We start from the raw sequence: 12,613 nt of genomic DNA, 5'->3' as shown, positions 1-12,613 counted from the left end.
TAAGAGTTTATCATACATGGAAATAAGACGCTAGCTGCTCGTTTGCTAATCGGTTTCCAACAAAGAAGGAACCAAACTCGCCGTAACGTGCACTCACTTCATCAAATCGCATTTCGTAAACCAATTTTTTAAATTGAAGCACATCGTCAGCGAAAAGAGTGACGCCCCACTCATAATCATCAAAGCCAACAGAACCTGTAATGATCTGTTTTACTTTCCCAGCATAGCTTCTGCCAATTAAGCCATGGCTTCTCATAAGGGATTTACGTTCATCCATTGAAAGCATGTACCAGTTGTCATTGCCAGAACGTCTTTTATCCATTGGATAGAAACAGACATATTGAGAAGAAGGAAGCTCAGGATAGAGGCGCGCACGTACGTGCGGGTTCTCGTAAGGGTCTCCGCCATCTCCGCCTCCTGCTAAGTAGTTGCTGAGTTCAACAACTGACACGTAAGAATAAGCTGGAATCGTAAACTCGGCTAGTCGTGTCTTGTTGAATTCAAGTTCAATTTCACCTAGTTCTTCCATGGTCGGACGTAAAATCATGAGCATAATATCTGCTTTTTGGCCGACAATACTATAGATTGTTTGGCTTCCAGCCTGATGGTGCTCGGCTGTTTTCCATTTTTCTAATAGACCTGTGAACTCATGAATGATGGCTTGACGCTCATCGCTTGTCAGCAGCTTCCAAGCTGTCCAGTCGATCGTTCTAAAATCATGCAGCGCATACCAGCCATCTAGTGTTTGAGCTGCTTCATTTGTTGTATGTTGTTCGCTCATTTCTTTCACTCCTATTTACAGTTTTCCATCTGTTCCAACTATAACATAGTTTGTCCAAATGAAGATGTGATCAAAACTTGAACGACGAAAACGCTTTTCTAGAAATTGATTTAATTAGTTTGAAAAATAAGAATTTAAATTGTAAGCGCTATAATGTAAGTTGGTAGTTTGAATTTATGTAGAAGAAGAGTATGCTTAAAAGAGAACGCTTTTTTTGTAAAATCAAGGAGGGTATTGAAGTGGCAGATATTTTTTCAACAGTTCAGGAAAAGGTTGCAGGTAAAGGAGTTAAGATCGTTTTTCCTGAGGGAATGGACGAACGCATTCTAACAGCCGTTCAAAAACTAGCAGATGGCAAAGTATTGCAGCCAATTGTTGTAGGTAAGAAGGAAGAAGTAGAAGCAAAAGCAAAAGAATTAGGTCTTACACTTGATGGTGTTGACGTGTATGATCCTCATACATATGAAGGTTTTGACGATCTTGTACAAGCTTTCGTCGAAAGACGTAAAGGCAAAGCGACAGAAGAGCAAGCGAGAAAAGCATTACTGGATGAAAACTACTTCGGTACAATGCTTGTTTATAAAGGTCTTGCAGACGGCCTTGTAAGCGGAGCAGCACACTCAACTGCTGACACAGTGCGCCCAGCACTTCAAATCATTAAAACAAAAGAAGGCGTAAAGAAAACTTCTGGTGTCTTCATTATGGCTCGCGGCGAAGAGCAATATGTGTTTGCTGATTGTGCGATCAACATTGCACCAGACAGCCAAGATCTTGCTGAAATTGCGATCGAAAGTGCAAACACAGCAAAAATGTTTGACATCGAACCACGTGTAGCAATGCTTAGCTTCTCTACAAAAGGTTCAGCAAAATCAGACGAAACAGACAAAGTATCTGAAGCGGTTCGCATTGCAAAAGAAAAAGCACCTGAGCTTGTTCTTGATGGAGAGTTCCAATTCGATGCAGCTTTCGTTCCTTCAGTGGCAGCGAAAAAAGCACCAGATTCCGTCATCAAAGGCGATGCTAGCGTATTTGTTTTCCCTAGCCTTGAAGCTGGAAACATTGGCTACAAAATTGCCCAGCGCTTAGGTAACTTTGAAGCTGTAGGTCCAATCCTGCAAGGTCTAAATCAGCCAGTAAACGATCTTTCAAGAGGCTGTAATGCCGAAGACGTTTACAATCTTGCGCTGATTACAGCAGCTCAAGCACTATAAAATAGCATCTCGACTAGAGCAGTCAGTACGATAGATTCGTGCTGGCTGTTTTTTTATTTTGTCCAAATGTGTACAATAAAGAGTGAAAAGAAAACACGAATCGTAGATAAAGCCGATAGGATAGGCAGGTGCTATAATGGAGGATTTAATATATAAACTTCAGCATAAGGTCGCATTTTTAACCGATGCGCAGAGGAGAATTGCAGATTATATCGTACAAAATCCAATGGAAGTCGCTTTTTTAACTGTCGATAAATTGGCGTCAAAAGTCGGGACGAGTACAGCAACGATCATGCGATTCTCTGCTGCGATGGGGTATTCCGGTTTTTCTGAGTTCCAAAAAGAGCTTCAGTCAGCTATGAAGCATAAAGCCGACCCTCAAACGAGACTTGAAGCGAATCTCAAGCATTCAAATAAGAATAAGCTCCTGCATGACCATGTAGAACTGCAATTTCAAAATATCCAGTATGCGCTAGACAATATCACGGAAGAAACTTTTCAGCAGATTGTTGGGAAAATAGCCAGTGCACGCCACGTTTTGTGTACAAGTGTTCGAAGTGGAAGACCTGTTGGTGAGTATCTGTCACTCGGAATCAATCGGTTATTGGGGAATTGCCAATACATTGATGCAGACAAAAGCGACTGGGTGGATGATCTCGTTCATTTTCATTCTGATGATTTCATTATAGCGGTCAGCTATCCGCGGTATGCAAAACGCATGAAGGACTTGCTCGAAGTAGCGAAGTCTTATGGGGTGGAAGTGCTTTTAATCACAGACAGCTACAGCTCTCCATTAACCAAATATGCACAATATGTATTACCATGTTCCTCAGCAAGTGTAGGCTCTCATAACTCTGTCGTATCTGCTATCTTTATCGTCGATTACATTTTAAGTGCCTTAGCGATGAATGATCCTGAAAGAACAAAACCACGTTTAGATCAAATCAATCATATGTTAACGAAAATGAGTTACCACACAACACATTAGTCGTGTGGAACTCATTTTTTTATTTTTTGAAAGCGCTTTACTAATTGAAAATGAGGTGGTATGATCATAGCACGAAAGTAATAAATATTACTTTAATAAAAATAAGTGTAATGAATATAACTCAAAGGGGATGATGGAAACAATGAGTACTGTTCATTTCGTGTCAAATGATCTTATCGCTAGGGCAAAAAAGCTTAACTCGACCTTGCTGTCAGACGTAATGGGATGCACCGGCGCGATGGATCATCAGATCAAACCAGTTGCGAAAGGCATGAATGTAGTCGGCACAGCTTTTACTGTTAGCTTACGGCCAGGGGATAATTTATTTCTTCATCAAGCGATCTACTCTGCTAAAGAAGGAGATGTACTGATTGTGGATGGGAAAGACCATAAGGGTCATGCCTATTTAGGGGAATTGATGGCACATTCAGCAAAGGCTGTAGGAATAGAAGGAATCGTGATTGACGGGCTTGTTCGCGACAAACTCTCTTTAGAGGAGCTGGCTTTTCCAATCTACAGTAAGGGATTTATGCCAAACGGACCTTTTAAAGATGGTCCTGGGGAATTGAATCAAACCATCTCGTGCGGCGGTGTCAAAGTAGCCCCAGGTGATCTAGTCATTGCTGACGATGATGGAGTCGTCATCGTTCCAAAGGAAAAGGCGGAACACCTGCTGACACTAGCGGAAGAGAAACAAGCGTATGAACATCAGAGATTAAAAACGATTCAACAGTATGTGGACGAAGGAAAGCAAGACATCAGTCTCTTAGCACCGGCATGGCTGGAAGGCAGAATGAGAAAATTTCAAGGATAGGGGAATCGGTGATGAAAATAGGCTTTATCGGATATGGTGAAGCAGCATATGAGCTGTCAACGGGATTGAAAACAGAAGGATTAAATCAATTTTATGCGTATGATGTCCTATTACAAAGTGAGAAATTAGCTGGCTCATTGAAAGAAAAAGCATCGCAAACAGGCGTTCAATTAACGAGCAGTATTAGCGAAGTCATTGAGAAATCTGATCTTGTGATTGCAGCTGTGCCAGCGAATAAAACCTTAGAAGTGGCACAATCCGTATCGGGAAGTTTGAAAAAGAATCAATTATATGTAGATGTATCGGCATCAACACCAGACATCAAAAAACAAGTAGCAAACGAAATTGAAAAGCAAGAAGCGCTATTTGTAGATGCCGCCATGCTAGGGCCTCTTCCAATCAACAAACACAAGGTTCCGATCACGGCAAGCGGCAGTGGAGTTGACCAATTCATGAAAGTGATGAATGCTTATGGCATGAATATCAAAAAAATTAGTGACCAGCCAGGAGATGCTTCGGCACTAAAGCTAATCAGAAGCATTTATATGAAGGGGATTGTCGGTCTCTTGATTGAATTTTTGGAAATTTCCAAAAAATATAATGTGGAACATCAAGTGATTTCTTCACTAAGCGATACAATCGATAGCAAAAGTTTTGAAGAGACCATGAACCGTCTTGTGACAGGGAGTGCATTGCATGCAAAAAGACGGGCGGTTGAGCTGCTTGGCTCTATTGAAATGCTAGATGAAGCAGAGATTGATGCCAGCATGTCTCGGGCAGCACAACAGAAGCTTGAGAGATTAGCAGACTTTCACTTTGCTGAACGATTTGACGGGGTAAAACCTGCTAGCTGGGAAGAAGTCATTGACGTGATGCAGCAAGGGGAATAAATTGTAAGCGTTTTATTTAATAAAGGGGAGGCGAAGAAACGATATGGGTTTTATTGCGTTGATTGTGTTCATAGCTGTCATCATTATATGGAATGTTATGGTGAAACGGAATATGGGAGAAGCCATGCTACTAGGCTTTATTGCAACCACATTATTTGGCGGATTGGATGCGTTAAGACTTTTCTGGGATGGTTTAATCTTTGCATCCACATATGAGGTGCTTTATGCAGCTGTCGCATTTGTATTCATGGCCTATTTAATCGAAAAGTTGGAATTAATTCATGCACTCTTACGAATCCTAAATTCGGTTGTAGGCAAACTTCCTGGTGGAGCGGCTTATATGAGTACGTTAGGTTCAGCAGTGTTAGGCGCTCTTTCAGGTTCAAATTCTGCAAACACAGCTGCGACTGGCTCTATCACCGCCTCTTGGATGATTAAATCCGGGTGGAGCCGGACCCATACGGCCACGATTCTAGCAGGGAATGGCGGACTTGGAGCGGCACTGCCTCCGAACTCTTCCATGTTTATCATGCTTGGGTTTGCCCCGGTTGCGGCCCTTGTATCTGAGGGAGATTTATATATTGCTCTTCTAATAGGAGGACTGTATCAAGTCGTATACCGATTTATTTTGGTGTATCTTCTGGTGAAAAAGAATAAAATTCAGGCCATGCCGCCAGATGATATTCTTCCTTTCTGGGAAGCAGTAAAACAAGGGTGGAAGTCGATCTTTATTTTTTTCGGTGCCTTGATTCCTATCATGATCACCATTGGTCCGTTTGCAAGCTACTTAAAAAGTAATCCAAACATCGGACCGGAGGCAATGGATCAAATTTCTTTAATTACGTGGATTCCGATTCTCATGATATTAATTAGTCTAACAATTAGAAGAAAAAAGGCGTCTGCACTTGATTGGTCTCAGTTTTTCAAGTCGGCTATTCCTAAGTTTACAACGATCGGAGCCTTGATGCTGTTTGCAGTGGCTGCTAGTCAAGTACTTGCAGAATTAGGGCTCGCAGATGATTTGACGCAAATCACATCAGTACTTGCCATTCCGAAATGGCTCATGGTGCTCATTGTGGGTGTTCTTGTCACACTGGTGGCTGGCCCTCTATCTTCAACAGCGACATTAACAGCAGTTGGGCTTGTCTCATTTTCAGCTTTAATCTCAGTTGGAGTGGACCCAGTTGTGGCTGTAGTTGCCATTCTTGCTTTTTCATCAACTGAAGGCGCTTCCCCGCCTGCATCAGGATCCATATTTATCGCTTCTGGTCTTGCAGGGGCCAGACCAGAAAAAACCTTTATCCCACTGATCCTCTATTATATGCTTCCGATCGTTGGCATTGGCTGGCTCATTGGAATGGAGATACTTCCCGTATAGAAAGGAGAAACAGATGAGAGTATTGATGGAATTCTTATTTAAAGTGCTGCTTGTCCTATTCCTAACGTCAGGAACGTTGTTGGTATTCGGTCAAATACTAGGAATTCTCTTGCAAAAGGGAGATATGATCATTGCAAGTACGAACCTATTTAAAAACCCAACACTGGTGTTAAGTGCCTTTTTTAGCCTTGTCGGGTTTTCACTCCATTATATCCCTGAGAAGAAAGACACCTCATTTAGCGATCATCCATCAGCATCAGCAGGTGATTCGCTCAAATAAGCATGAAAAGCTGGATTCAGTTGATGAATTCAGCTTTTTTGTGCGTGTGAATTAGGTATAAAAACCCAATACATACGATTCATTTTTTAGTGAATTCGTTTTCAATCATATGCCTCTTGTGCTAGTAAATGGTAACATAACGGAGGACTATTTGAGGAATAGAGGTGTTTGACGATGTCTGGAGCTATCATCGGTTATACAACAGCCTTGTATTCGTTAAAGGCAGACATATCCATAAAAAAAGAACAAATCACAGAACTGAGCATGAGTCGAAAAGAAATAAAAGAAGCAAAGTCTGCTCTGGCAGATGCTACCAAGAAAATGACTCATCCAGATCTGACATCACATACATGGTTTGGCCATCTCGCAGATACGTTTGATGACATTCGAGACGAGATGGCATCCGCCAGTCAAGAGATAAAAAGTATACAGCTGACCAATCTAGTGAACCGAATTGATGAGAAAATCAGCGACTTAAAATCAGAGATCCATTCATTAGAACATGAAATTCATTCGGTTGAAAGAAAAATAGAGAAAGAAAAGCAGAAACAACTGGAAGAAAAAAGAGGGTAGTCACATGAGCAGAGAAATTAAAATAGATGCCAGTCAGGTCAAACGAGTATTGCAGCATGCAAAACAATCAGGCGCTCAAATGAATGCAACACTTCCAACAACCATCAAAGGAAGAAATCAGCTCCTGACGGCAGTCACATTAGAAAAAATCAATCAGCAGCTGAACGAATTAAGTACATCCTATATAGACATTCTTCAGAAACAACTTGTACAAACAGAACAAGCGGTGAACACCATGATCGAAACGGACAAGGCGCTTGCTTCCAGCAGTAAAAGAAAATAAAGGAGAACGCAATGAAAACCCTTGATGCTTTTGCGCTAATAAACGGAATTGACCAAACGCTGAATACATTGAAGCAGCAATCAGAACAGATTAGCTCCATAGAAAAACAAATCCAACAGATCATCTCACTTGATGGCGCACTAAAGGGAGAGGCAGGACAAGCCATCCGCTCCTTTTATACAGAATGCCATATTCCCTTCCTGCAATTCTTTCAGGTTGTCATTGAGGAATACAGTTCTGCGCTCAAACAAACAAAACAGGCACTTCATGCCCTTGAATCAAATCAACACGGTTTTATTTCACAAACATTCATCGAACACGAACTTGATTCAGGTTTAAAAAAAGCAGAGCGAGCGATTTCTGACATTGTTTCAGATGTGAGCCAGGCGATCGGCAGGGTCAGTCATATCGTTCACTTGCCTCATGTAGACGAGTCTGCTTTTCAACAGAGCTATCAAAAAGCGTGGCTTGAGACATCCAGAACCATTGGACTGCTCCATGCCTTTGACAGAGAACAAACAAGTGCTATGAATGAAACAACAAGTGCATTGCAAACAATGAAGCAATACATCAACACGTTAAGCACCATGTTCACCGGTCCAAAAATCGACATCACGAGCTATCAAAAAGGGTCTATTTTCAAAAATGGAAAAGAAGAAAAAATAAGCAGCACGATCAGCGGATTGAATGACAAAATAGACAACATGAAAGAAAACCCGATGATGATCATGTTGAAGAAATTGAATGAGAAAGAACAGGCGAATGTGGATACGGTGGTTCGAGAAATGTCGTCTAGTAAAATTAATCAAACCACCGTAACCTTAAATGGAAAAGTATACAAGTTAAATGAGTACAAAAAGATTAACTTCGAAAATGCAAAGACGGTTGAAGTCATGAGAGATGGAATGCTGTATCGGTTACGGATATCAGAAAAAAACAAAGTAACGATTGAGAGCGTTAAACCGATTTCTGATGTGAAAACAGGCGATCAACTCCAAAATATTTTAAATGCAGCAGTTGAATTTACAGGAATAAACGACGCGATTCGGGTTATTACAGGAAGAGATCCAATAACAGGTGATAAAGTCGCAGGTATGGATCGTTTGGTATCAGGGGTGTACATGGTTCCAAGCGCTAACATTGTTAAAGTGGGGAAATATGTTTTTAAGATTATTAAAGGGGAGAAGGTAGCTAAGAGGGTTGAGAAGAGTGCAAAGGGTATTGGAAGAGGAGAACAAATATTAGATAAAGTTAAAACCTATGAACAAGCCAGAAATAAGACAGTAGACTTAGTTGGAGACCTAGGACCCAATGCACAACCATATACAGGTACGCTTAAGTCGAGTGCTGGGTATGGTAAAGTTGTCGGTAGGCAGTCTGCTGACGGAAAAGTAAGATGGAGATTAGATTATGATCCTAATAAGGGACCACATATAAATATTGAAGATTTTCGTAATGGCAAAGGAGCTAATGCAAAGAAAATCGCTATACCATTTGAAGGTAACGAAGGTACTTTTAAATCTTTATTAAAACATCTGAATAGATAAGGAGATTTTATATGAGTTTATTTGAAGAATGTATTGAGGCACTTGGTGAGAATGTACACGTTTTATATGATAATAGTAGGGAGAAAATATTAAGCCATTTTGAAAGTTCATTTCCATTTTCTGATTGGGGGCAAATTGAATGGAAAAATTTATCTTCTTATGCTGAAGTGAATACGTTTGATGAGATACAATCCTTTTTAAATCAAAAAATGGATGAGTATAATGATGTTGTTTATATCATTTGGGATGAAGGGACGTTACCAATTATTCAATCTACTTTAGATAAAGTTTTTGAAGCTATAGATGATGTTACTGCAGTCAGTTTTGATACATGGATTTTTTCACCATCTTCTGGTTATGTTATTGAAATATTTCATGATGGTGAAGTGAAAGTAGGATTAAAGTAGGGATGTAATAGAATGATGAATAATGATTGGATAACTGTTCAGGAAGTTGAAGATGATACTCAAATATGGGCCGGAACCGTAGTTAGAGTTTTTACGGAGGAATTAAATAAGGATAACCTAGAAGGTAATTTCTATGATTACATCGTTTCTTTTATTTATGATAACAATGAATATTTACAATTAACCTGTCTTACTCAAGGTGAGGGTGGAAATATTGTTTGTGTATTGCAAACAGAACCAGATTCTAATTATTCATTAGGTAAGGAATTAAAAAGAATGATGGATGATGGTACAAACTCTGTTTTTGTGAAATTTTCACCTGAATGTATCGTTAACTGAACCTCTAATAGGAGTGGGAAAGACCAGGTTCTTTTCGAAAAAAATGAGAATAAGTGATAGAAAAGGTGACCGTATTGAAAATAAAAAAAATAAACTGGATTTCACAAGAAGCCTCAGAAGCTGAAGTGATTGTAACAGATGGCGAACTGGAAATAATGTGTTTTGCTCAACCATTAAATTACCTTGAAGAAAATGAACTATTAGAACCTATTTATTGTTTAGACGTGTCAGACTTAGTGAAAGCTGAATTGTCAGAGTATAGAATTGAAAAATTAGATGATAATTTCAGTTATAGTTTTTTAGGACAATTAATTGATAAGCGTGATGAAAAAGTGAAGGTAGGCGGACTTTTATTAGAATTAGATTACAATATACCGGGAGATATAAATGAAGGCGATTTTATAAGTTTTAATTGTCAACGGTTAGATATTTATTAGTATGAGCCAAAGTCTTAAGGAGCATTAAATGCACAAAAAACAAGAACTAACAAAACAAATCCAAACGGTCATCAACATCCTAGAAAAAGAATATTCGCAAGAGATCAATCAAGGTGTACTTGAATTAATATATAGAAGATACAAGAATGCCCAAAGAATCATGCAAGCCAATGATGATCTCCAAAAAGTCTTTATCATTGGCGGAGTTAGGGCTTACTTGGATAGTCATAATGATTATCTAAATCCATTTTTAGATGAATTACATAAAGCGGAAAGTCTACTAAAAGAATTGTTGTATTGATTATATAGTGATATGTAGAAGTCTTTTTATTAAAAAGCGATACAAAAACACAGAAAGGAATTCGTATGAATCAGAAAAAACACATCAACAAAAAAACAGTCAATTGGCTATTAAGCATCAGTGTTCTTCTCGTCATTGGGACAGCTTTTATGAGAGGGGTTTATGTCCCACATGCCGGTTCGGTTTATCGGGGTTTTCCCATTGATTGGCTAGTCCTGCATTCAAATTATGGTGTTGAATTTCTATTTTTTGGTTTTATACTCGATGTCATCATTTTCTATTTTCTATTAAAAGTGCTCCTGCGGGTGTATAAAAGAATTATGCCAAAATCAGCTGAATAAACGCTTGTACATCCTTTTAGGAGGCTTTCAAAATGATTCATTTTTCTCAGATTCCCAACCTGGTCATAAACAAACCAGCAAGTGATATACATATCAAAAAGGCAGAATCCCAGCTAAACATAGTGCTACCCCATGCTTATAAGACATTGCTGAAACAGACAAATGGATGTTCCGTCGAAGGCGATGTTCTTCTATACGGAACTGAGGACATAGTAGAACGCAATAAAACATGGGAAGTCCATCATTATGCAAGCGGCTATGTAGCCATTGGTGATGATGGCGGCGGGCGAGTATTTCTTATGCGGCAGGCAGAAGAGGAGAAAAAAGTGTGGATTGTCGATGCTGGTGTGATGGACCCTCAGCATGCGGAATTGGTGGCTGAAGACTTGTTAAGCTGGGTAAGTCACGGCTGTTTCATAGAAGTTTAGTCTATTAAGGAGATGATCGATTTGCCGTGGAACACATTGATCGCTGCATGCCTCGTGGTTGGGGGTCCTGTCGTTTTGATTGCAGCTGTTTATTTCATTTCGAAAAGGAAGAACAAGAAAACCAAATCCAGTTGAAAAGCTCTGTGACGTTCCTTGTCATAGAGCTTTTTTCTCTCTCATTCTCCCCCCATGTTATAATAAACACAGTTTATGAACGAGAGGATATGCAGGACATGAAAAATGAACCTATTGAGTTACTGACACAGCCGACATGGCGAATCATAGATCAATCGAGCCTTGGTCTCTATGTAGACCCAAAGCAATCTTTTGCGATGGATGATACGCTTTGTGCGTCGGTCGGGAAAGGACTCTCACCAGCGACAGCACGTTCTTGGGTGCACCACAATACGATCGTTCTTGGGATTCAGGATACAAGACTTCCATTTCTCCAAGATGGTGTAAAGCTTCTTGAGGAAGAGGGATATCGCGTCATTGTGCGCAATTCAGGCGGTCTTGCTGTTGTGCTGGATGAAGGCGTACTGAATGTGTCTTTAATCTTTGCGGAACAAAAGAAGGGCATTGATATTGACCGAGGATATGATGCGATGGTGGAATTGATCCGCCGGATGCTGTCGATGTATGAGGTGGACATTGAAGCCTATGAAATTGTCGGCTCTTACTGTCCAGGTAGCTACGATTTGAGCATCAATGGAAAGAAATTTGCCGGCATTTCTCAGCGTAGATTACGCGGAGGAGTCGCTGTGCAAATCTATTTGTGTGCAGATGGAAGCGGCCGGGAACGAGCTGATTTGATTCGCCGTTTTTATGAGGCGGCCTTAAAGGATAGAAGGCATGAGGTGAAAGCGGTATTCCCTGATATACAGCCTGATACGATGGCATCCCTATCAGAATTAACTGGAGAACCCATTGATTGTGCGCTTCTCATGCGTCTTTTACTAGAAGAACTTCAAAAGCTGAGCGAGCAACTGACCGCTTCAGGGCTGACCACCGAGGAACAGCTGGAGTTTGAGAAGAACATGACACGGATGATTGAGCGGAATGAGAAAGTGTTCTCGTAAACATATCTTTCCAGCCATCTTAAAAATAGAGGTGATGTAATGGAAACGAAACTTCTGAAAGCGATTGAACTTCGAGAAAATGGCCATCTTCAAGAATCCAATGACATGCTCATCCGTCTTGTAGAAGAGTATCCAGATCATGCCTCCATTCACTATCAATGTGCTTGGAGCTATGATGTGTTAGGGAAGGAAAAACAAGCTGTCTTTTTTTATGAGAGGGCCCTTGAGCTAGGTTTGTCTTCAGAAGAAAGAGAAGATGCTTTCTTAGGATTAGGAAGTACATACAGAACCTTAGGGGAATATGAAAAGTCAAAACAGATATTCCTCCATGCGATGGAAGCTTATCCGCATAATAAAGCCATTCAAACGTTTTATGCCATGACTTTGTATAATTTAAATGAACATAGCAAAGCAATGGAAATATTACTGAACTGTTTAACTGAGACGACAAACGATCCTGCTATTTTGAGTTATCGAAAGGCCATTGATTTTTATTCAAATCAGTTAGATCGATTGTGGAAATGATTTATATAGAC

18 protein-coding genes are annotated in these 12,613 nt (G+C 40.1%); 17 read left to right on the top strand and 1 reads right to left on the bottom strand.

Annotated elements, in window-relative coordinates:
- Positions 1-10: 10 nt before the first annotated feature.
- Positions 11-781: a hydrogen peroxide-dependent heme synthase gene (hemQ, locus tag ACSBQP_RS12080; RefSeq protein WP_017360102.1), complete on the bottom strand. Its 771-nt coding sequence runs from the start codon at positions 779-781 to the stop codon at positions 11-13.
- Between the two features lie 239 nt (positions 782-1,020).
- Between hemQ and pta the strand changes: the two genes are divergently transcribed.
- The 17 genes from pta to ACSBQP_RS11995 all read left to right on the top strand — a co-directional run bounded on the left by pta (position 1,021) and on the right by ACSBQP_RS11995 (position 12,602).
- On the top strand, positions 1,021-1,992 hold the full coding sequence (gene pta / locus ACSBQP_RS12075) for a phosphate acetyltransferase (RefSeq protein WP_017360101.1): 972 nt from the start codon (positions 1,021-1,023) through the stop codon (positions 1,990-1,992).
- A gap of 136 nt (positions 1,993-2,128) precedes the next feature.
- Positions 2,129-2,980, top strand: coding sequence for a MurR/RpiR family transcriptional regulator (locus ACSBQP_RS12070; protein WP_046344706.1), 852 nt, complete (start codon positions 2,129-2,131; stop codon positions 2,978-2,980).
- Between the two features lie 142 nt (positions 2,981-3,122).
- Positions 3,123-3,794, top strand: a complete 672-nt coding sequence (locus ACSBQP_RS12065) for an RraA family protein (protein WP_017360099.1) — start codon at positions 3,123-3,125, stop codon at positions 3,792-3,794.
- Between the two features lie 11 nt (positions 3,795-3,805).
- Complete coding sequence (locus tag ACSBQP_RS12060; RefSeq protein ID WP_375830695.1) at positions 3,806-4,684, top strand: prephenate dehydrogenase/arogenate dehydrogenase family protein; 879 nt, start codon at positions 3,806-3,808, stop codon at positions 4,682-4,684.
- Positions 4,685-4,727: 43 nt separating this feature from the next.
- A complete protein-coding gene (locus ACSBQP_RS12055) occupies positions 4,728-6,062 on the top strand; it encodes a TRAP transporter large permease subunit (protein WP_435028442.1) in 1,335 nt (444 codons plus the stop codon).
- Positions 6,063-6,075: 13 nt separating this feature from the next.
- Positions 6,076-6,342, top strand: coding sequence for a hypothetical protein (locus tag ACSBQP_RS12050; protein ID WP_017360098.1), 267 nt, complete (start codon positions 6,076-6,078; stop codon positions 6,340-6,342).
- Positions 6,343-6,516: 174 nt separating this feature from the next.
- Complete coding sequence (locus tag ACSBQP_RS12045; protein ID WP_375830699.1) at positions 6,517-6,915, top strand: YwqH-like family protein; 399 nt, start codon at positions 6,517-6,519, stop codon at positions 6,913-6,915.
- Positions 6,916-6,919: 4 nt separating this feature from the next.
- On the top strand, positions 6,920-7,198 hold the full coding sequence (locus ACSBQP_RS12040; RefSeq protein ID WP_375830701.1) for a YwqI/YxiC family protein: 279 nt from the start codon (positions 6,920-6,922) through the stop codon (positions 7,196-7,198).
- Between the two features lie 11 nt (positions 7,199-7,209).
- Complete coding sequence (locus ACSBQP_RS12035; protein ID WP_375830703.1) at positions 7,210-8,745, top strand: T7SS effector LXG polymorphic toxin; 1,536 nt, start codon at positions 7,210-7,212, stop codon at positions 8,743-8,745.
- A gap of 11 nt (positions 8,746-8,756) precedes the next feature.
- Positions 8,757-9,152, top strand: coding sequence for a CDI toxin immunity protein (locus ACSBQP_RS12030; protein WP_017360095.1), 396 nt, complete (start codon positions 8,757-8,759; stop codon positions 9,150-9,152).
- 12 nt (positions 9,153-9,164) lie between these two features.
- Positions 9,165-9,491 (top strand): hypothetical protein, encoded by a 327-nt coding sequence (locus tag ACSBQP_RS12025; protein WP_048002985.1) that lies wholly within the window; start codon positions 9,165-9,167, stop codon positions 9,489-9,491.
- A gap of 74 nt (positions 9,492-9,565) precedes the next feature.
- Positions 9,566-9,928 carry a hypothetical protein gene (locus ACSBQP_RS12020; protein WP_017360093.1) on the top strand — a complete coding sequence of 121 codons (363 nt, stop codon included), beginning with the start codon at positions 9,566-9,568 and terminating at the stop codon, positions 9,926-9,928.
- 28 nt (positions 9,929-9,956) lie between these two features.
- Positions 9,957-10,229, top strand: a complete 273-nt coding sequence (locus ACSBQP_RS12015) for a hypothetical protein (RefSeq protein WP_017368246.1) — start codon at positions 9,957-9,959, stop codon at positions 10,227-10,229.
- Between the two features lie 65 nt (positions 10,230-10,294).
- On the top strand, positions 10,295-10,570 hold the full coding sequence (locus ACSBQP_RS12010) for a hypothetical protein (protein ID WP_159145205.1): 276 nt from the start codon (positions 10,295-10,297) through the stop codon (positions 10,568-10,570).
- 32 nt (positions 10,571-10,602) lie between these two features.
- Positions 10,603-10,998, top strand: a complete 396-nt coding sequence (locus ACSBQP_RS12005) for an SMI1/KNR4 family protein (protein ID WP_435028441.1) — start codon at positions 10,603-10,605, stop codon at positions 10,996-10,998.
- Between the two features lie 233 nt (positions 10,999-11,231).
- Positions 11,232-12,077: a lipoate--protein ligase family protein gene (locus ACSBQP_RS12000; protein ID WP_212357085.1), complete on the top strand. Its 846-nt coding sequence runs from the start codon at positions 11,232-11,234 to the stop codon at positions 12,075-12,077.
- 39 nt (positions 12,078-12,116) lie between these two features.
- Entirely contained in the window at positions 12,117-12,602 is a 486-nt protein-coding gene (locus tag ACSBQP_RS11995) for a tetratricopeptide repeat protein (protein ID WP_019743229.1), read from the top strand.
- Positions 12,603-12,613 lie beyond the last annotated feature (11 nt).

The sequence above is a fragment of the Bacillus sp. G402 genome (genome assembly GCF_051172515.1).
GTDB lineage: Bacteria > Bacillota > Bacilli > Bacillales > Bacillaceae > Bacillus > Bacillus altitudinis.
The sequence above is the reverse complement of the archived record's forward strand: the minus strand, read 5'-3'. Positions and strand labels throughout refer to the sequence as shown.

Excerpts from the sequence above, each read along its gene's own strand:
- ACSBQP_RS12065 (WP_017360099.1), top strand. The coding sequence starts at position 3,123 with ATGAGTACTGTTCATTTCGTGTCAAATGATCTTATCGCTAGGGCAAAA.
- ACSBQP_RS12005 (WP_435028441.1), top strand. The coding sequence starts at position 10,603 with ATGATTCATTTTTCTCAGATTCCCAACCTGGTCATAAACAAACCAGCA.
- ACSBQP_RS12060 (WP_375830695.1), top strand. The coding sequence starts at position 3,806 with ATGAAAATAGGCTTTATCGGATATGGTGAAGCAGCATATGAGCTGTCA.
- ACSBQP_RS11995 (WP_019743229.1), top strand. The coding sequence starts at position 12,117 with ATGGAAACGAAACTTCTGAAAGCGATTGAACTTCGAGAAAATGGCCAT.
- ACSBQP_RS12070 (WP_046344706.1), top strand. The coding sequence starts at position 2,129 with ATGGAGGATTTAATATATAAACTTCAGCATAAGGTCGCATTTTTAACC.
- ACSBQP_RS12010 (WP_159145205.1), top strand. The coding sequence starts at position 10,295 with ATGAATCAGAAAAAACACATCAACAAAAAAACAGTCAATTGGCTATTA.
- ACSBQP_RS12055 (WP_435028442.1), top strand. The coding sequence starts at position 4,728 with ATGGGTTTTATTGCGTTGATTGTGTTCATAGCTGTCATCATTATATGG.
- ACSBQP_RS12035 (WP_375830703.1), top strand. The coding sequence starts at position 7,210 with ATGAAAACCCTTGATGCTTTTGCGCTAATAAACGGAATTGACCAAACG.
- hemQ (WP_017360102.1), bottom strand. The coding sequence starts at position 781 with ATGAGCGAACAACATACAACAAATGAAGCAGCTCAAACACTAGATGGC.
- ACSBQP_RS12040 (WP_375830701.1), top strand. The coding sequence starts at position 6,920 with ATGAGCAGAGAAATTAAAATAGATGCCAGTCAGGTCAAACGAGTATTG.
- ACSBQP_RS12045 (WP_375830699.1), top strand. The coding sequence starts at position 6,517 with ATGTCTGGAGCTATCATCGGTTATACAACAGCCTTGTATTCGTTAAAG.
- ACSBQP_RS12030 (WP_017360095.1), top strand. The coding sequence starts at position 8,757 with ATGAGTTTATTTGAAGAATGTATTGAGGCACTTGGTGAGAATGTACAC.
- ACSBQP_RS12000 (WP_212357085.1), top strand. The coding sequence starts at position 11,232 with ATGAAAAATGAACCTATTGAGTTACTGACACAGCCGACATGGCGAATC.
- ACSBQP_RS12015 (WP_017368246.1), top strand. The coding sequence starts at position 9,957 with ATGCACAAAAAACAAGAACTAACAAAACAAATCCAAACGGTCATCAAC.
- ACSBQP_RS12050 (WP_017360098.1), top strand. The coding sequence starts at position 6,076 with ATGAGAGTATTGATGGAATTCTTATTTAAAGTGCTGCTTGTCCTATTC.
- ACSBQP_RS12025 (WP_048002985.1), top strand. The coding sequence starts at position 9,165 with ATGATGAATAATGATTGGATAACTGTTCAGGAAGTTGAAGATGATACT.